General features: G+C 67.7%; 18 protein-coding genes. 13 read left to right on the top strand and 5 right to left on the bottom strand.

What is annotated here, in order from left to right:
• Window positions 1-41: 41 nt before the first annotated feature.
• A complete protein-coding gene (locus tag ACS5Q7_RS09060) occupies window positions 42-698 on the bottom strand; it encodes an alpha/beta hydrolase (RefSeq protein WP_243954529.1) in 657 nt (218 codons plus the stop codon).
• Window positions 699-964: 266 nt separating this feature from the next.
• Here ACS5Q7_RS09060 and ACS5Q7_RS09055 point away from each other — a divergent pair, with 266 nt between their 5' ends.
• From ACS5Q7_RS09055 to ACS5Q7_RS09010, 10 genes are all read left to right on the top strand, one after another.
• Window positions 965-2,134, top strand: coding sequence for a cysteine desulfurase family protein (locus ACS5Q7_RS09055; protein WP_478339004.1), 1,170 nt, complete (start codon window positions 965-967; stop codon window positions 2,132-2,134).
• Window positions 2,135-2,201: 67 nt separating this feature from the next.
• Window positions 2,202-3,671: a Fe-S cluster assembly protein SufB gene (gene sufB / locus ACS5Q7_RS09050; RefSeq protein WP_478339003.1), complete on the top strand. Its 1,470-nt coding sequence runs from the start codon at window positions 2,202-2,204 to the stop codon at window positions 3,669-3,671.
• Window positions 3,672-3,884: 213 nt separating this feature from the next.
• Window positions 3,885-4,637 (top strand): Fe-S cluster assembly ATPase SufC, encoded by a 753-nt coding sequence (sufC, locus tag ACS5Q7_RS09045; protein WP_478339386.1) that lies wholly within the window; start codon window positions 3,885-3,887, stop codon window positions 4,635-4,637.
• Window positions 4,637-5,959: a SufB/SufD family protein gene (locus ACS5Q7_RS09040; protein WP_478339002.1), complete on the top strand. Its 1,323-nt coding sequence runs from the start codon at window positions 4,637-4,639 to the stop codon at window positions 5,957-5,959. The genes sufC and ACS5Q7_RS09040 overlap by 1 nt, the downstream gene beginning before the upstream one ends.
• Window positions 5,960-6,142: 183 nt before the next feature.
• Window positions 6,143-7,387, top strand: coding sequence for a cysteine desulfurase (locus ACS5Q7_RS09035; protein WP_478339001.1), 1,245 nt, complete (start codon window positions 6,143-6,145; stop codon window positions 7,385-7,387).
• 51 nt (window positions 7,388-7,438) lie between these two features.
• Window positions 7,439-7,822 (top strand): SUF system Fe-S cluster assembly protein, encoded by a 384-nt coding sequence (locus ACS5Q7_RS09030; RefSeq protein ID WP_478339000.1) that lies wholly within the window; start codon window positions 7,439-7,441, stop codon window positions 7,820-7,822.
• 80 nt (window positions 7,823-7,902) lie between these two features.
• Window positions 7,903-8,202: a hypothetical protein gene (locus tag ACS5Q7_RS09025; protein ID WP_478338999.1), complete on the top strand. Its 300-nt coding sequence runs from the start codon at window positions 7,903-7,905 to the stop codon at window positions 8,200-8,202.
• A gap of 612 nt (window positions 8,203-8,814) precedes the next feature.
• Window positions 8,815-9,072, top strand: coding sequence for a hypothetical protein (locus tag ACS5Q7_RS09020; protein ID WP_478338998.1), 258 nt, complete (start codon window positions 8,815-8,817; stop codon window positions 9,070-9,072).
• Window positions 9,073-9,159: 87 nt separating this feature from the next.
• Window positions 9,160-10,086 (top strand): ABC transporter ATP-binding protein, encoded by a 927-nt coding sequence (locus ACS5Q7_RS09015; protein WP_478338997.1) that lies wholly within the window; start codon window positions 9,160-9,162, stop codon window positions 10,084-10,086.
• A gap of 8 nt (window positions 10,087-10,094) precedes the next feature.
• On the top strand, window positions 10,095-10,856 hold the full coding sequence (locus tag ACS5Q7_RS09010; RefSeq protein ID WP_478339385.1) for an ABC transporter permease: 762 nt from the start codon (window positions 10,095-10,097) through the stop codon (window positions 10,854-10,856).
• Between the two features lie 165 nt (window positions 10,857-11,021).
• Here ACS5Q7_RS09010 and ACS5Q7_RS09005 read toward each other — a convergent pair whose 3' ends face one another.
• Window positions 11,022-11,789 carry an alpha/beta fold hydrolase gene (locus ACS5Q7_RS09005; protein WP_478338996.1) on the bottom strand — a complete coding sequence of 256 codons (768 nt, stop codon included), beginning with the start codon at window positions 11,787-11,789 and terminating at the stop codon, window positions 11,022-11,024.
• 103 nt (window positions 11,790-11,892) lie between these two features.
• Here ACS5Q7_RS09005 and ACS5Q7_RS09000 point away from each other — a divergent pair, with 103 nt between their 5' ends.
• On the top strand, window positions 11,893-12,720 hold the full coding sequence (locus ACS5Q7_RS09000; protein ID WP_478338995.1) for an FkbM family methyltransferase: 828 nt from the start codon (window positions 11,893-11,895) through the stop codon (window positions 12,718-12,720).
• Between the two features lie 127 nt (window positions 12,721-12,847).
• On the opposite strand, the gene sfsA is transcribed toward ACS5Q7_RS09000, so the two are convergent.
• Complete coding sequence (gene sfsA / locus ACS5Q7_RS08995; RefSeq protein ID WP_478338994.1) at window positions 12,848-13,558, bottom strand: DNA/RNA nuclease SfsA; 711 nt, start codon at window positions 13,556-13,558, stop codon at window positions 12,848-12,850.
• 79 nt (window positions 13,559-13,637) lie between these two features.
• Between sfsA and ACS5Q7_RS08990 the strand changes: the two genes are divergently transcribed.
• Window positions 13,638-14,378: a competence/damage-inducible protein A gene (locus tag ACS5Q7_RS08990; RefSeq protein ID WP_478338993.1), complete on the top strand. Its 741-nt coding sequence runs from the start codon at window positions 13,638-13,640 to the stop codon at window positions 14,376-14,378.
• 35 nt (window positions 14,379-14,413) lie between these two features.
• Window positions 14,414-15,277 carry a formate/nitrite transporter family protein gene (locus tag ACS5Q7_RS08985; RefSeq protein WP_478338992.1) on the top strand — a complete coding sequence of 288 codons (864 nt, stop codon included), beginning with the start codon at window positions 14,414-14,416 and terminating at the stop codon, window positions 15,275-15,277.
• Window positions 15,278-15,752: 475 nt separating this feature from the next.
• Here ACS5Q7_RS08985 and ACS5Q7_RS08980 read toward each other — a convergent pair whose 3' ends face one another.
• Window positions 15,753-16,238 (bottom strand): F0F1 ATP synthase subunit B family protein, encoded by a 486-nt coding sequence (locus ACS5Q7_RS08980; RefSeq protein ID WP_478339384.1) that lies wholly within the window; start codon window positions 16,236-16,238, stop codon window positions 15,753-15,755.
• Between the two features lie 14 nt (window positions 16,239-16,252).
• Window positions 16,253-16,831: a F0F1 ATP synthase subunit B family protein gene (locus ACS5Q7_RS08975; protein ID WP_478338991.1), complete on the bottom strand. Its 579-nt coding sequence runs from the start codon at window positions 16,829-16,831 to the stop codon at window positions 16,253-16,255.
• Window positions 16,832-16,842: the final 11 nt, after the last annotated feature.

Below are 16,842 nucleotides of genomic sequence, written 5' to 3'. Positions count from 1 at the left end.
CGGATGGGAAGCCGACTACCCGGTCCCACCCGCATTTCGCCTCAAGCGGCCTCTTCGCGCTTGCCCAGCCGCTTGTCGAGATAGGTGTCGACGGTCTGCGTCAGCTCGTCGACCTTGCCGTCAAAGAAGTGGTTCGCGCCATCGACGATCTGGTGCTCGATGATGACGCCCTTCTGCGTCTTCACCTTCTCGATCACCGGCATCACCTCGCGGGCCGGCGCGACCCGATCCTCGGAGCCGTGGACGAACAGGCCGGAGGAGGGGCAGGGCGCCAGGAAGGTGAAATCGTAGCGGTTGGCCATCGCCGCGATGGAGATGAAGCCCTCGATCTCCGGGCGGCGCATCAGCAGCTGCATGCCGATCCACGAGCCGAAGGACACGCCCGCGATCCAGCAGGCCTTCGCCTCCGGATTCACCGCCTGCACCCAATCGAGCGCCGCCGCCGCGTCCGACAACTCGCCCGAGCCGTGATCGAAGGCGCCCTGGCTGCGGCCGACCCCGCGAAAATTGAAACGCAGGGCTGCGAAGCCGCGATTGGCGAAGGTGTAGAAAAGATTGTACACGATTTGATTGTTCATCGTGCCGCCGAATTGCGGGTGCGGGTGCAGCACGATGGCGATGGGAGCGCCGCGCTTCTTGGGGGCTTGGTAACGGCCCTCCAGGCGCCCGGCGGGACCGGTGAAGATGACCTCTGGCATGTTCGTCCTCTCGCTCCGTCGCCCTCGGCCGCCCGTTCCCGCACCGCAGCGGACCACCTTGACTCGATGGACCTACGTCATAAAAGCACTCTTAGAACAATTCTAGGTCATTAGAAGCGTTCTAAAGTACGGCGTAAGTCCACCGCAGGGTGGTGTGCCGGGACGTTCTCGGCCGGAGGGACCGGTATTTCTCTCGGCGCGCCTTAACACGGCGGGCCACCCTGCGTGCAAGCACTTCGCGCGATTGGAGACGAAGCATTACGGCGATGGACAAGACCCGCGCCTATCTCGACCACAATGCGACCGCCCCGGTTCGTCCGGATGTGGCGGCGGCGGTGGCGAGCGCCCTGAGCCTGCCGGGCAACCCCTCCTCGATCCATGCCGAGGGCCGGGCGGCGCGGGCGGCGCTCGAAGGCGCGCGGGCACAAGTGGCGGGCCTCGTCGGCGCGAGCGCCGGGCAGGTCGTGTTCACCAGCGGCGGGACGGAAGCCGCGAACGCGGTCCTCTCGGGCGCCCTGCGCCGCCGGGGCTGGCCGGCGCCGACCCGCCTTCTCTACAGCGCGAGCGAGCACCCCTGCGTTGCCGCCGGCCACCGCTTCCCGGACGAGGCGGTGGAGCATCTGCCGGTGGATGCGGCGGGGGTGATCGACCTTGCCGCCCTCGACGCGCGGCTGACGGCCCTCGCGGGGGAGTGCGTGCTGATCTCGGTCCATGCCGCGAACAACGAGACCGGCGTGATCCAGCCGCTCGCGGAGATCGTCGCCCGGGCCCGCGCCCATGGCCGCGCCCTCGTCCACAGTGACGCGGTGCAGGCCGTGGGGAAGATCCCTTTGGATTTCTCCGCCCTCGGTCTCGACGCCCTCACCCTCTCCGGCCACAAGTTCGCCGCCCCGAAGGGGGTCGGCGCGCTGGTGATGGCCGACGACATCACCCTCGACGGGGCCTTCGTCCGGGGGGGTGGCCAGGAAAAGCGCCTGCGCTGCGGTACCGAAAGCCTGCCTTCGCTCGTTGGTATGGGAGAGGCGGCGCGGATCGCGGCCGAATCGCTTCCCGCCGAGGCGGCACGGATCGCCGCTCTGCGGGACCGGGCCGAGGCGGGTGTCCGCGCCCTCGCACCGGACGCGGTGGTGTTCGGGGAGGGCGCGCCGCGCCTGCCGAACACGCTGAGCTTCGCCGTTCCGGGGCTCGATGCCCCGGCGGCGCTGATCGCCCTCGATCTCGCGGGGGTGGCCGTCTCGTCGGGCTCGGCCTGCTCGTCGGGCAAGGTCGCGCGCTCCGCGACGCTGGCGGCGATGGGCGTGCCCCCGGCGCTCGCGGGCGGGGCGCTCCGGGTGAGTCTGGGCTGGAATACCGTGGAGGAGGACGTGACCCGCTTCCTCCACGCCTTCGAACGGGTCGTGACATCCCTATATGAGAGGCGAGGGCGAGCGGCCTGAGGGCCGCGTCCCGAGCCACATCCACATGCGTCCCGGTCCTTGACGCCGGGTTTGCGAGGAGACGCTGATGCCTGCCGTGCAGGAAACCATCGACCGGGTCCGCTCGATCGACCTCGACCAGTACAAGTACGGGTTCGAGACCACCATCGAGATGGAGAAGTCCGAGAAGGGCATCTCCGAGGACGTCGTCCGCTTCATTTCGGGCAAGAAGAACGAGCCGGAATGGCTGCTGGAATGGCGCCTCGACGCCTACAAGCGCTGGCTCACGATGAAGGAGCCCGAGTGGGCCCGCGTGTCCTACGACAAGGTCGATTACAACGACATCTATTACTACGCCGCGCCCAAGCGCCCGGCGGCGATGTCCCTCGATGAGATCGACCCCGAGATCCTGAAGACCTACGAGAAGCTCGGCATCCCGCTGCGCGAGGTCGAGGTGCTGGAAGGCATCGCCCCCGAGCGCCGGGTGGCCGTGGACGCGGTGTTCGATTCCGTGTCGGTCGCCACGACCTTCAAGAAGGAGCTCGAGAAGGCCGGCGTGATCTTCATGCCGATCTCCGAGGCCGTGCGCGAGCACCCGGAACTCGTGAAGAAGTACCTCGGCTCGGTCGTGCCGGTGACGGACAACTTCTTCGCGACGCTGAACTCGGCGGTCTTCTCGGACGGCTCGTTCGTCTACATCCCGCCGGGCGTCCGCTGCCCGATGGAGCTGTCGACCTATTTCCGCATCAACGAGCGCGATACCGGCCAGTTCGAGCGTACGCTGATCATCGCCGACAAGGGCTCTTACGTCTCGTACCTCGAGGGCTGCACCGCCCCGAAGCGCGACGACAACCAGCTCCACGCGGCCGTGGTCGAGCTGGTCGCCCTGGAGGACGCCGAGATCAAGTACTCGACCGTCCAGAACTGGTACCCGGGCGACAACGACGGCAAGGGCGGCATCTACAACTTCGTGACGAAGCGCGGCGATTGCCGGGGCGACCGCTCGAAGATCTCGTGGACGCAGGTCGAGACCGGCTCGGCGATCACCTGGAAGTACCCGTCCTGCATCCTGCGCGGCGACGACAGCCGCGGCGAGTTCTACTCGATCGCGGTGTCGAACGGGATGCAGCAGGTCGATTCCGGCACCAAGATGATCCATCTCGGCAAGAACACGACGAGCCGGATCATCTCGAAGGGCATCTCGGCCGGGCGTTCGCAGAACACCTACCGGGGCCTCGTCTCGGCCCACAAGAAGGCCAAGGGCGCGCGGAACTTCACGAACTGCGACTCGCTGCTGATCGGCGACCAGTGCGGGGCGCACACCGTGCCCTACATCGAGTCGAAGAACGCCTCCGCGGTGTTCGAGCACGAGGCGACGACCTCGAAGATCTCCGAGGACCAGAAGTTCTACTGCCAGCAGCGCGGCCTCTCCGAGGAGGAGGCGACCGCGCTCATCGTCAACGGCTTCGTCCGGGACGTGCTGCAGCAGCTGCCGATGGAGTTCGCCGTCGAGGCCCAGAAGCTGATCTCGATCAGCCTCGAAGGCTCGGTGGGCTAAGCCACTCACCACGCTCCTCCCTCCCCCCTCTGCGGGGGAGGGTGGCCCCCGCGAGGGGGTCGGGAGAGGGGCAGCGCGACGGCTCAGGATTTGGTGCCCGTCGCGATCTATTCGGAGAGGGCGCTCCCCTCTCCCGACCCCTGCTGACGCAGGGGCCACCCTCCCCCGCAGAGGGGGGAGGGATGCTTGGAATCGAATTGGGACGACTACGACATGCTCGAAATCAAGAACCTCGTGGTGCAGATCGAGGACAACCGCATCCTCAACGGCCTCAACCTCACCGTGAAGGATGGCGAAGTCGCCGCGATCATGGGGCCGAACGGCTCCGGCAAGTCGACGCTTAGCTACGTCATCGCCGGCAAGGAGGACTATGAGGTCCTCGAGGGCGAAATCCTCCTCGACGGCCAGAACCTTCTGGAGATGGCCCCCGACGAGCGCGCTGCCGCCGGCGTGTTCCTGGCCTTCCAGTACCCGCTGGAGATCCCCGGCGTCGGCACCATGACCTTCCTGAAGGCGTGCCTGAACGCCCAGCGCAAGGCGCGCGGGGAGGCTGAACTCTCGACGCCGGACTTCATCCGCGCGGTGAATGGTGCCGCCGACAAGCTTGAGATCAATAAGGAAATGCTCAAGCGCGCCCTCAACGTCGGGTTCTCCGGCGGCGAGAAGAAGCGCATGGAAATCCTCCAGATGGCGCTGCTTCAGCCGAAGTTCTGCGTGCTGGACGAGACCGATTCCGGCCTCGACATCGATGCCCTGCGCATCGTCTCCGAGGGCGTGAACGCGCTTCGCGCGGAAGGCCGCTCCTTCCTCGTCATCACCCACTACCAGCGGCTGCTGAACCACATCGTCCCCGACGTCGTGCACGTCATGTCGAAGGGGCAGATCGTGAAGACCGGCGGCAAGGAGCTGGCGCTGGAACTCGAAGCCTCCGGCTACGCCGAGTACCGCACCGGGGAGGCCGCGTAATGGCCGAGGTCAAGAACCTACGCACGGGCGCCGAGACCGGCCTGTCGGCGCTGTTCGAGTCCGGGCGCAAGAGCTTCGCCACCGAGGAGGCCATCGGCCGCGAGGAGGCGTTCAAGTTCTTCGAGGCCACCGGCCTGCCGAGCCGCCGGGTCGAGGCGTTCAAGTACACCGACCTGCGCGCCGCGATCACCGACGCCGCCCCGCCCGCCGAAGCCCCCTCGGCGGAGGCCGCCCGCAAGGCGGTCGCCGCCGCGAAGGGCTTCGACACGATCGAGGCGGCCCGGCTGACCTTCGTCAACGGCCACCTGATCCGCGCCCTGTCGGACCTCTCCGGCCTGCCGGAGGGCGTGACCGTCACGCCGATCAACGACGCGATGGGCAAGGGTGACGCCCGGCTGAAGCGTCTCGCCCCGGTCGAGCAGGCCCGCGAGAACGCGATCTACCAATTGAACACCGCCTTCCTGGCGGATGGCGCGCTGATCACCGTCGCGCCGGGCGCCAAGCCCGACCTGCCCCTGCACCTGCGCTTCGTCGGGACGGGCGGCGAGGCGTTCTCCACCGCCACGCGCGTGCTGGTGGACCTGGGCGAGGGTGCCGCCGTGACGATCCTCGAAAGCCACGAGGGGCCGGACGGCATCGCCTACCAGCCGAACGATGCGCTCGACGTGCATATTGGCAAGGGCGCCACGTTCCGGCACGCCCGCACGAACCGCGAGGGCAGCGCCGCCGTCGCCCTCTCGACGATCAGCGTGAAGCTGGACGACGAGGCGGAGTTGGAGACCGTCGCCGTGGTGACGGGCGCCGTGCTGTCGCGCCACCAGATCTTCCTGAACATCGCGGGCGAGAACACCAAGGTCGTCGTCAACGGCGCGGCCATGCTGCGCGACGGGCAGCTCGCCGATTCGACGTTGCTCGCCGACCACGCGGCGGTGGGCGGCGTCGGCCGCGAGCAGTTCAAGACGGTGATCGACGGCAACGCCACCGGCGTATTCCAGGGCAAGATCATCGTCCGCCAGGCGGCGCAGCAGACCGACGGCAAGATGAAGTCCGATTGTCTCCTCCTCACCGACGAGGGGCAGATGATGAACAAGCCGGAGCTGGAAATCTTCGCCGACGACGTCGCCTGCGGCCACGGAGCCACCTGCGGCGCGCCGGACGAGGACCTCCTGTTCTACCTGATGGCCCGCGGCCTGCCGCGCCCCCTCGCCCAGAGCCTGCTCGTCCAGGCCTTCCTCGGCGAGGCCATCGAGACGGTCACGCACGAGGGCGCCCGCGCGGCGCTGATCGGCGAGATCGAGGCGTGGCTCGCGGCGCGGGGCTGATCCCCGCTCCGCGACCCGCCCAACCCGGGACCTCATCCTGAGGTGCGGCGCAAGCCGCCTCGAAGGAGGGTTCCAGGGACTGCAATGACAGCGGGAGGCCTCCTTCGAGGCCTCCGCTTCGCTCCGGCACCTCAGGATGAGGTTTGCGGCAGGGAGCGGCAAAGTCTTCAGAAGGTCGCGCCCATGAACGCACCCGTCCTCACCCCGACCTACGACGTTTCGGAGATCCGCAAGGAGTTCCCGATCCTGGCGGAGACGGTCTACGGCAAACCGCTGGTCTACCTCGACAACGCGGCCTCCGCGCAGAAACCCCGCGCCGTCATCGACGCGATGGTTAATTGCATGCAGACCGGCTACGCCAACGTGCATCGCGGCCTGCATTACATGGCCAACGCCGCGACCGAGGGGTTCGAGGGCGCCCGCGAGACCACGCGGCAATTTCTCAACGCGGTTTCGACGGACGAGATCATCTTCACCCGCAACGCCACCGAGGCGTACAACCTCGTCGCCTCGTCCATGGGCTGGGCCGGGCTGATCGGGGAGGGGGACGAGATCATCCTCTCGATCATGGAGCACCATTCCAACATCGTGCCCTGGCACTTCCTGCGCGAGCGTCGCGGGGCGGTGATTAAGTGGGCGCCCGTCGATGACGAGGGCAACTTCCTCGTCGAGGAGTACGAAAAACTGTTCACGCCGCGCACCAAGATGGTGGCGATCACCCACATGTCGAACGTGCTCGGCACGGTGACGCCGGCCAAGGAGATCGTGCGGATCGCCCATGCCCACGGCGTGCCGGTGCTCCTCGACGGCGCGCAGAGCGCGGTCCACCAGCCGATCGACGTGCGGGCGCTCGATTGCGACTTCTTCGTCTTCACCGGCCACAAGGTCTATGGGCCGACCGGCATCGGCGTGCTCTACGGCAAGAAGGAATGGCTGGAGCGCCTGCCCCCCTACCAGGGCGGCGGCGAGATGATCCGCGCGGTGAGCCAGGATGCGGTCACCTACAACGATCCGCCCCATCGCTTCGAGGCGGGCACCCCGGCGATCATCGAGGCGGTCGGCCTCGGCGCGGCGCTGGAATTCATGATGACCCTCGGGCGCGAGAACATCGCCGCGCACGAGGCGAAGCTGACCGAGTACGCCCACGAGCGCCTAGGCGCGATGAACGCTCTGCGGATCATCGGCACGGCGAAGGGCAAGGGCGGCGTCATCAGCTTCGAGATGAAGGGCGCGCACGCCCACGACATCGCCACCGTGATCGACCGGCAGGGCGTCGCGGTGCGGGCGGGGACGCATTGCGCCATGCCGCTGCTGACGCGGTTCGGCGCCACCTCGACCTGTCGCGCCTCGTTCGGGCTTTACAACACGACCGATGAGATCGATGCGCTTGCCGAGGCGCTGGCGAAGGCCGAAATGCTGTTCGCCTGATTGTAGGATACCGGCCGCGCCTTGAACGCGGCGAGGGAAGGGTTGAGACCGATGAGCACCGACGCCACCATCACCGGCGGCAGCAACACGCCCGCCGTCGAAGGCGCCTCGGCGATCCCGCAGGAGGAGATGGACCGGCTGACCGACGCCATCGTCGTGGCCCTCAAGTCCGTCTATGATCCGGAGATCCCGGCCGACATCTACGAACTCGGCCTGATCTACCGGGTCGACATCGACGACGACCGCAAGGTCGCCATCGACATGACCCTCACCGCGCCGGGCTGCCCGGTGGCGGGCGAGATGCCGGGCTGGGTGGAGAACGCCGTCTCGGCCGTGCCGGGCGTCCAGTCCTGCACCGTGACGATGGTGTTCGATCCGCCGTGGGACCAGAGCCGCATGTCCGACGAGGCCCGTGTCGCCCTCGACATGTGGTGAGCCCCTCCCGCCGTTAAGCTTCCGCTAACCATGACCGGGGACAGTCCCGGCTTGGCGGGTGTCGGCGCGCGGGTCGGTGGATGGCTTTCGGATACGTTCTCGCGCTGGCCCTGGAAGCGGCCGGTCTCGTGGCTCTCGTCCTCGGCCTCGTTCGCCTGCGGGCCGAGAAGCGGGCGCGGGCCGCGGAACTGCGCGGGCTGCTTCTCACCGGCAACGCCGTCGCCGCCTCGGGGACCCGCCCGGTTCAGGCGGCCCGCATCCCCCGGCAGGTCTTCGTGGATTGCGCCTCTCGCGATGCCGCGCAGGAGGGGCTCGATGCCCGTGCGGCCCTCGCCAGGGCCTTGGACTCCCTCCGCCGGATCGAGCGTCAGGCGGCCTAAACGGCTCAGCGCAGGATGATGTCGAGGCCGCTGCCGAAGAGCACGACGGCACTGAGGGTGAACAGGAACTTCAGGTCTTCGAGGCGGGCGCTCATCGGTCTCTCCTGTGCGTCGATGGCCTGAGAATGCCAGCATTAACGGTTTTTTCGCGAGTCCTTTCATTCTCCGTTAGGTATTGATCGACGGTTTCCCTTTATAAACCTTGATGAAAGGTAAAAATCGTCGGCTTCCGGCGTATCTGCGTTAACCTTGGATGAGAGCCGTGACTTTACGCACCCGCGAAACCATTCCGAGTGAGCCGATCAATGCCGGCTGCGTTGGCGTAAGCGTGTGACGACGCAGACGCGCGACTTCCGCAGCAAGCATGGCTACAACAGCCGCCGGCACGGAGGAGAGGCGACTTTCGCCGGTTCGCGCAACGGCCGATCAATATATGTATGTTTTCGATGAAGCTGGATTACCGATATCATTCCGTAAAGCGCGAACATGGCTGGGGCCGGCAAGTTGCAAAGACCTGCGTCTTATTGAATGTTGGCCTCGATTTGAGCCGCAGGCAGATGGCCTGGGGGAGCACAAGCATCGGACGAATCGGTCGAGTGGGCGGACGGCACCATGACTGACGCTGGCGGCTTCCCTGCGACGCAGGACACGGCCGCATCCGAGCGGGTCCGCCTGCTGCGCCAGATCGCGACCGCCCTGGACATCCCGCTCAGCGCCTTCACCCGCGCTCCCTCGGCCGAGCCGGGCCAGGAGCCGTCGAGCAGCGAATGCGCCGCGATGATCGCCGCCTTCACCCGCATCCGTGATCCGAAGATGCGTGACTTCTGCCTGCGGATGCTCGAATCCTTCGCGAAGCGCGGAGGGGCCTGAGCCGCCCCGTGTGCCCGCGCACGCGGGACGGGCTGAGGCCGAACGTGGGCGTGCTATAGGCCGCCACCCCGTTGCAGCCCCCGCGCGATGCCCATCATCTCCATATCGGACCTGTCGAAGACCTATGCGTCCGGGTTCAGCGCCCTGAAGGGCGTGAACCTCGCCATTGAGCGCGGCGAGATCTTCGCCCTGCTCGGGCCGAACGGCGCCGGCAAATCGACCCTCATCAACATCGTCTGCGGCATCGTCACGCCGAGCACCGGCACCGTGACGGTCGATGGCCACGACATCGCCCGCGATTACCGGGCGGCGCGGCGGTCGATCGGCCTCGTGCCGCAGGAACTCACCACCGACGCCTTCGAGACGGTGTGGAACACGGTGAGCTTCTCGCGCGGGCTGTTCGGCATGAAGCCGGACCCGGCCCATATCGAGCGCGTGCTGAAGGCGCTCTCCCTGTGGGACAAGCGCACCAACCGGCTGATGACGCTCTCGGGCGGCATGAAGCGGCGCGTGCTGATCGCCAAGGCGCTCTCGCACCAGCCGCGCGTGCTGTTCCTCGACGAGCCGACCGCCGGCGTCGACGTGGAGTTGCGCCAGGACATGTGGCGGCTCGTGCGCGACCTGCGCGACGAGGGCGTCACGGTCATCCTCACCACCCACTACATCGAGGAGGCCGAGGAGATGGCCGACCGGATCGGGGTGATCCGGGGCGGGCAGATCATCCTCGTGGAGGAGAAGGCGGCGCTGATGCATCAGCTCGGGCGCAAGCGCCTGATCCTGCAATTGCAGACGCCCCTCCACGCGGTGCCGGACAGCCTCGCGCATTTCGGCCTGGCCCTGACAGGGGAGGGGCGCGAACTGGTCTACACCTACGACACCAAGGCCGAACGCACCGGCATCACCGGGCTGCTCACCGCCCTGTCGCAGGCGGAGATCCGGTTCAGCGACCTGCGCACGGAGCAATCCTCGCTCGAGGACATCTTCGTCGGACTGGTGCGCGGGGAGGCAGCGTGATGGGCGGCATGAACTGGCCGGCGGTCCTGGCAATCTACCGCTTCGAGATGAGCCGCTTCTGGCGCACGGCCGGGCAGAGCATCCTGGCGCCGGTCATCTCGACCACGCTCTATTTCGTGGTGTTCGGCGCAGCCATCGGCTCGCGGGTCTCGGCCGTGGACGGCGTGCCCTACGGGCTGTTCATCGTACCGGGGCTGATCATGCTCTCGCTGCTGACGCAGAGCATCGCCAACGCCTCGTTCGGCATCTACTTCCCGCGCTTCGCCGGCACGATCTACGAGATCCTCTCGGCGCCGATCTCCCCCGTGGAGGTGGTGCTCGGCTATGTCGGCGCGGCGGCCTCGAAATCGATCCTGATCGGGCTGATCATCCTCGCGACCTCGGCGCTGTTCGTGCCGCTGCGGATCGACCATCCGCTGTGGATGATCGGCTTCCTGCTGCTCACGGCCACGACGTTCAGCCTGTTCGGCTTCGTCATCGGCCTCTGGGCGGACGGGTTCGAGAAGCTGCAGCTGGTGCCGCTCCTCGTGGTGACGCCGCTGACCTTCCTCGGCGGCAGCTTCTACTCGGTGAGCATGCTGCCGCCCTTCTGGCACGCGGTGAGCCTTGCGAACCCGGTCGTCTACCTGATCAGCGGGTTCCGCTGGGCGTTCTTCGGCACCGCCGACGTCAGCATCGCGGTGAGCCTCGCCATGACGGGGCTCTTCCTCGTGATTTGCCTCGGGCTCGTGACATACATCTTCCGCACGGGCTACCGGCTGAAGAGCTAGAGCGTTTTCGGATTGATCCGGATCACCTGCTTCACCGTCTTTGCGAGCGACAGCGAAGCAATCCAGGGCAGCGGGACCTGAACGGATGTGGCGGATCCCTGGATTGCTTCGCTTCGCTCGCAAAGACGGGAGGCGCAGCATGATCCGGGTTTTCCCGAAAACGCGCTAGGGCTGGGCTGCGAGGAACGCGAGCACGCCGTCGCGGTGGGCCTTGGCGCCGACGGCGGTGGAGTGATCCTTGCCCTCCAGGTCCAGGGCGCGCGCATCGGGCATCAGGGCGGCAAGCCCCGGGCCCGAGCCCGCCACCGTGTCCAGCGTCCCGACCGAGACCAGCACCGGCACCTCGATCTGCGCGAGTTCGCTCCGGCTGAGGGTCTGGCGCGAGCCGCGCATGCAGGCCGCGAGCGCCCGCAGGTCGCTGCGGGTCTGCTCGGCGAAAGTGCGGAACGCCGCCGCCGTGGGGTTCGGGGCGGGCGTGCCGGCGGGGGCCTCCAACGCCTCCGCGATGCCGGAGGGCAGGCCGCGCCCTTCCACGAGATGCATCCCGAGGCCGCCGATGAGCGCCGTGCGGACCCGCGCGGTATGGTCGAGGGCGATGTGGGCGGTGATCCGCGCGCCCATCGAGTAGCCCATGATATGGGCGCGTTCGATGCCGAGATGATCGAGGAGCCGCACGGCGTCCGACGCCATCGCCTCGGACGAATAGGCCTCCGGATCGTAGAGCTTCTCGCTCTCGCCATGGCCGCGATTGTCGAGGGCAATGGTGCGGTAGCCGGCCTGGGCGAGGGTCCGCACCCATTGGGTGTTCACCCAGTTCACCGCATGGTTCGAGGCGAAGCCGTGGATCAGCAGGATCGCGTCGCCGCCACCGCCTGAGGCCGGCGGCACGTCGATATAGGCGATCCGCACGCCATCGGAATCGAAACTGTCCATCCCCGAACCCATTCCACCACAACGGGTCCGGCTTACCGGCAGCGCGCCGGTCCATCAACGCGCGCTTGCGACAGAGCGCCCCGGCTGGCATCACCGCCGCGCCATGAGCGACTCACGACCCTACGGGACTTACACGCCGACCGGCCTCGTCGCCGCGATCACCCGGCGCACCAGCAGCATCGGCACGGAGAACTGGTACGGGCGACGCTTCGCCCTGCTGCTCCGGCGCCTCGGCATCTCGCTGCTCGGGGGCAAGCCCCTCGACGTGACGCGCTACGGCGCGAAGATGCGGCTGCACCCCTACAACAACAATTGCGAGAAGAAGGTGCTCTTCACCCCGCAATTCTTCGATCCGCAGGAGCGCGCCCTGCTGAAGGCGCGGCTGCCGCAGGATTGCGTGTTCCTCGACATCGGCGCGAATATCGGTGCCTACGCCCTCTACGTCGCCGCCTTCGCCGGGCCGCAGGCGCGGATCGTGGCGGTGGAGCCGCAGAAGGACGTGTTCGCGCGGCTGAGCTACAACATCGCGCAGAACCCGTTCCACACGGTGAAGGCCATGGCCTGCGCCGTCGCGGACAAGACCGGCGAGCTGACCCTGTTCATCGACCCCCGCAATCGGGGCGAATCGAGCCTGCGGATCGTCGGCACCAACGAGGGCGCGCAGGTCACCGTGCCGGCGGTGACGCTCCTCGACCTGCTGCACGGCGAGGGCCTGACTCATGTCGACGCGATCAAGCTCGACGTTGAAGGCGCCGAGGACCTGATTCTCGAACCGTTCCTGCGCGAGGCGCCGGAGAGCCTGCTGCCGCGCCTCCTCCTCATCGAGAACGGCACCGGCCAATGGCAAATCGACCTGCCGAAGCTCCTCAAGGAGCACGGCTACCGCGAATTGCCGCCCTCGCGGCTTAACCTGATGTTCGAACGGGGCTGAGATCCGTCAGGCGCGCCCCCGGCGTCATTGCGAGCGCAGCGAAGCAATCCAGCGAAACGCCTCGTTCTGCGGTGTCCCGCCGCCCTGGATTGCTTCGCTCTGCTCGCAATGACGAAGAGAGCAGGATTCAGGCCGGCGTGACGATGGGGATCTCCGCCACGATCGCCACGCCCTCCGGCCCGACATCGCAGCGATAGGCCCGCGTCTCGACGCCCGCCGCCCGCGCCTCGCGAAAGGCGCGGTCGAAGGCCGGATCGATGTCGCGGGCGACGTCGAAGGCCTCGGCCCGCATCTGCACCACGATCACCACCAAAGCCCGCCCACCGGCCTCGACCACCTCCGCGAGGTCGCGCATGTGCCGGGCGCTGCGGGCGGCCTTGCAATCGGGGAACTCGGCGAGCCCGGCCCGCCGCATGAGGTGGCAGTTCTTCACCTCGACATGGCACGGCCCCGCCGGGCCGCCCGCCAGGAAATCGACCCGGCTCGCCTTGGCGTAGCGCACCTCCGGCCGCAGGGATACGTAGCCCGCCAGCGGCGCGAGGAGACCGCCGCGGAAGGCCTCCGCCACCAGGGCGTTCGGGCGCATCGTGTTGATGCCGACCCATTGCGGCCCGCCGGGCAGGTCGGCCTCCACCGCCTCCCAGGTGAGCGGCAGCTTGCGTGTCGGGTTGGACGAGCGCGACAGGAGCACCCGGCTCCCCTCCGCATCGAGCTCCATCATCGCGCCGGGGTTCGGACAATGGACGGTCTCGACACCCGCCGGGGTTTCGATATCGGCCAGGAAGCGCTTGTAGCGTCGCAGGAGCCGCCCCTCCGTGAGGGGCGAGGGCCAAAGCATGGGGATCGCTCGGTCTGGGCTGTGGCGTCGGGATCGCAGCGCGCTATCTGCACGGTAATTCAGAATCACGACAGGTCCGATGAACGCCACCCCCGCCACGGTCACAGCCGCGATCCTCGTCATCGGCGACGAAATCCTCTCGGGGCGCACCAAGGATAAGAACATCGGCACCATCGCCGATTACCTCACCGCCGCCGGGATCGACTTGCGCGAGGTCCGCATCGTCCCCGACGAGGAGGACCGGATCGTCGAGGCGGTGAACGCCCTGCGCGAGCGCTACACCTACCTGTTCACCACCGGCGGTATCGGCCCGACCCATGACGACATCACCGCCGATTGCGTCGCCAAGGCCTTCGGTGTCGGCATCGACGTGGACGAGCGCGCCCGCGCCATGCTGTTGGAACGCCACAAGCCGGAGGACCTGAACGAGGCCCGCCTGCGCATGGCCCGCATCCCCTTCGGCGCGGACCTGATCCCCAATTTGATCTCGAAGGCGCCGGGCTTCCGCATCGGCAACGTGATGGTGATGGCGGGCGTGCCCGCGATCATGCAGGCGATGCTCGACGCCGTGGGCCCGACCCTGACCGGCGGGACCGCCATGCAATCGGTCACCGTCGAGGCGAAGGGCATCCCGGAGGGCAATTACGCGGGCGATCTCGGCGAGATCGCCAAGCGCCACGCGGGCGTTTCCATCGGATCCTATCCGATGATGACGCCGGAGGGGTTCCGCAACCGTATCGTCGTGCGCAGCCGGGATGGCGCCGCCCTCGCGGCGGCCCAGGCCGAGGTCGAGGCTCTGGTGGCCCGACTCTCGGCCTGAAGCTCCCCCATCGTCGGCGCAGCGGAGCGGTACGAATGACCGAGAACGACAAGGCCGACCGGAGGACGCGGCGGCACGAGCTTCTGAAGACCGTGGACGAGATCGCCCGGCCGGACGCCTACGTCCTGCACGAGGCGATCCGCCTGGGCGGCGACGAAGAGTTGCGCCGCCACGGGGGCGCCCTGTTCCTCTCGGCCTTCGCCGCGGGCCTGAGCATCGCGCTCTCGCTCATCGTGCCCGGTGTGCTCAAGTCGCACCTGCCGGACGCCGAATGGAGCAAGGTCATCACCTCGATGGGGTACTCGGTCGGGTTCCTCGTCGTGGTGCTCGGCCGGCAGCAACTCTTCACCGAGAACACCATCACGCCGGTCCTGCCGCTCCTGCACGACCGGTCGGTGAAGACCACGTGGCGGGTGCTGCGCCTGTGGACCATCGTCCTCGTGGGCAACCTGCTCGGCACCCTCGCCATCGCGACCCTCATCGCCCATGCCGGCGCCTTCGAGCCCTCCGTGCAGAAATCCTTCGCCGAGATCAGCCACGACGCCATCGCCCACGAATTCGCGGCGACCTTCGTGAAGGCAATCTTCGCCGGCTGGATGATCGCGCTGATGGTGTGGTTCCTGCCCGCCACCGGCAGCGCCGCGCCCTTCATCATCATGCTGATGACGTGGCTCGTCTCGCTCTGCAGCCTCGCCCACGTCGTGGCGGGCTCGGTGGAGGCCTTCTACCTCGTGGTCACGGGCGCGGCCTCAGCCCACGACTACCTCTTCCGGTTCTTCCTACCGACGCTGGCCGGCAACCTGTTCGGCGGCGTCACCCTCGTCGCCGTGCTGAACTATGGCCAGGTCGCCCCGGAGGTGGAGGAGACCCGCGAGGTCGAGGGCGAACGCCCGGACTGAGATCTGTTGCCATGACGGCGAGGGACTTGGAGCTTGACGGAGAAGCCGGCGCGTCCCCCATGCTCGACCTCATCCCGAGAGTCTGGCCGGAAAGGTCGCGTCCGCCTCCGTCATTGCGAGGAACGAAGCAATCCAGGGACGCTCCACGGTCGGAAGCGACTCGCCCGCCCCTGGATTGCTTCGCTCATGCTCGCAAAGACGGTGAAGTGTGAGGCGCCGTCGCGACTTTTTCGGTCGGGCTCCGAGGTGCCGGTGCGCAGTGGAGGCCTCGAGAGGAGGGCTCCAGGGATCGCGGCGTTGTCTGGAACCCTCCTTCGAGGCCGCTGCGCAGCCCCACAGGAGAAGCAGACCGATGGAAGTAATTGGCCTTCCGGCCAAGCTCTGAGAGCGCACGCGAAGACCGTGGCGCTCTTCCCTCCAAGAACGAAAAAAGCCGCCCAGGGGCGGCTTTTCCGTGTGACTAGACCGTGCGGTCTCAGGCGCGCATGCGGGTGCGGATCTCGCCGAGGCTCGCCCGGATGAGGCCCTGGGCGGCGTCGCCCTGAAGGCGCTCCTTCAGGATGGTCTCGGAGACGCGGACCGCCGCCTCGGCGGCCGCCGCGCGCACCTGGGCTTCGGCCTGAGCCTCCGCCTGCGCGATCTTGACGTCGGCCGCCTTGGTGCGGCGGTCGAGGAACTCGTTCAGCTTGCGCTGGCCCTCGTCAGCGGCGCGCTGCGCCTCCTCGCGGGCGCTGGCCACGATCGCCTGCGCTTCCTTCTCGGCCTCGACCTGACGGCGCTTGTAGTCGGCCAGCACGGCGGCGGCTTCCTCACGCAGGCGCTTGGCCTCGTCGAGCTCGTGACGGATGCGGTTGGCGCGGCTGTCCAGCCCCTTGGTCATCGTGGTGAAGGCGCCGGCCTTCCACGCGATGGCCATGAAGATGAAGAACGCGACGGCGACCCAGAATTCGGCTTCGAGCAGCATGGCGATCTTCCTCAGTGGGCCGTGGCGTCGAGCGCGCGGTTGAGGCTCGCCTGATCGGGCGCTTGGCCGGTCAGCCGCTCGACGATGGCCGAAGCGGTCTCGCCGGCGATCGAACGGACGTTGCCCATCGCCGCGTCGGTGCGGCTGCGGATGGTGGTCTCGGCGGCGACGAGCTTCGCGTTCAGCTCGGCTTCCAGCGCCTTGCGCTTGGCATCCGCCTCGGCATTCAGCTCGTTGCGGGTGGCCTGCGCGATGTCGCGCGCCTTGTTCTGCGCCTCGCGCAGGGATGTCTCGTAGGCGACACCGGCCGCATCGGCCTGGGACTTCATCGCCTGCGCCTGATCGAGATCGGCGCGGAGCCGCTCGGCGCGGTTGTGGAGGATACCCCGGATGCGGGGCAGGGCCACCTTGTCCATGAGGTAGTAGAGGAGGCCGAAGGCCAGAGCCAGCCAGACGATCTGGGCGAGGAAGCCCGAGGTCTCGAAGGGCGGGAAGGCGCCGGTATGCGCTTCCGTGTGCTCGACATGGCCCGGCACGACTTGCGTGTCGGCGCCCGGAGGCGGCGTCGTGAGAGGGTTCGGCTGCGCCATCAAACCGGTCC

Source organism: Methylobacterium sp. Gmos3, from assembly GCF_056430985.1.
This window is presented reverse-complemented; position numbering and strand designations above follow the sequence as displayed.

What these genes read in the sequence shown, in the direction of transcription:
- sfsA (WP_478338994.1), bottom strand. Translation starts at nt 13,558, where the DNA reads ATGCTTTGGCCCTCGCCCCTCACGGAGGGGCGGCTCCTGCGACGCTAC.
- ACS5Q7_RS09060 (WP_243954529.1), bottom strand. Translation starts at nt 698, where the DNA reads ATGCCAGAGGTCATCTTCACCGGTCCCGCCGGGCGCCTGGAGGGCCGT.
- ACS5Q7_RS09030 (WP_478339000.1), top strand. Translation starts at nt 7,439, where the DNA reads ATGAGCACCGACGCCACCATCACCGGCGGCAGCAACACGCCCGCCGTC.
- ACS5Q7_RS09020 (WP_478338998.1), top strand. Translation starts at nt 8,815, where the DNA reads ATGACTGACGCTGGCGGCTTCCCTGCGACGCAGGACACGGCCGCATCC.
- ACS5Q7_RS09000 (WP_478338995.1), top strand. Translation starts at nt 11,893, where the DNA reads ATGAGCGACTCACGACCCTACGGGACTTACACGCCGACCGGCCTCGTC.
- sufB (WP_478339003.1), top strand. Translation starts at nt 2,202, where the DNA reads ATGCCTGCCGTGCAGGAAACCATCGACCGGGTCCGCTCGATCGACCTC.
- ACS5Q7_RS09055 (WP_478339004.1), top strand. Translation starts at nt 965, where the DNA reads ATGGACAAGACCCGCGCCTATCTCGACCACAATGCGACCGCCCCGGTT.
- ACS5Q7_RS08975 (WP_478338991.1), bottom strand. Translation starts at nt 16,831, where the DNA reads ATGGCGCAGCCGAACCCTCTCACGACGCCGCCTCCGGGCGCCGACACG.
- sufC (WP_478339386.1), top strand. Translation starts at nt 3,885, where the DNA reads ATGCTCGAAATCAAGAACCTCGTGGTGCAGATCGAGGACAACCGCATC.
- ACS5Q7_RS09010 (WP_478339385.1), top strand. Translation starts at nt 10,095, where the DNA reads ATGAACTGGCCGGCGGTCCTGGCAATCTACCGCTTCGAGATGAGCCGC.
- ACS5Q7_RS09015 (WP_478338997.1), top strand. Translation starts at nt 9,160, where the DNA reads ATGCCCATCATCTCCATATCGGACCTGTCGAAGACCTATGCGTCCGGG.
- ACS5Q7_RS09040 (WP_478339002.1), top strand. Translation starts at nt 4,637, where the DNA reads ATGGCCGAGGTCAAGAACCTACGCACGGGCGCCGAGACCGGCCTGTCG.
- ACS5Q7_RS09035 (WP_478339001.1), top strand. Translation starts at nt 6,143, where the DNA reads ATGAACGCACCCGTCCTCACCCCGACCTACGACGTTTCGGAGATCCGC.
- ACS5Q7_RS09005 (WP_478338996.1), bottom strand. Translation starts at nt 11,789, where the DNA reads ATGGACAGTTTCGATTCCGATGGCGTGCGGATCGCCTATATCGACGTG.
- ACS5Q7_RS09025 (WP_478338999.1), top strand. Translation starts at nt 7,903, where the DNA reads ATGGCTTTCGGATACGTTCTCGCGCTGGCCCTGGAAGCGGCCGGTCTC.
- ACS5Q7_RS08985 (WP_478338992.1), top strand. Translation starts at nt 14,414, where the DNA reads ATGACCGAGAACGACAAGGCCGACCGGAGGACGCGGCGGCACGAGCTT.
- ACS5Q7_RS08990 (WP_478338993.1), top strand. Translation starts at nt 13,638, where the DNA reads ATGAACGCCACCCCCGCCACGGTCACAGCCGCGATCCTCGTCATCGGC.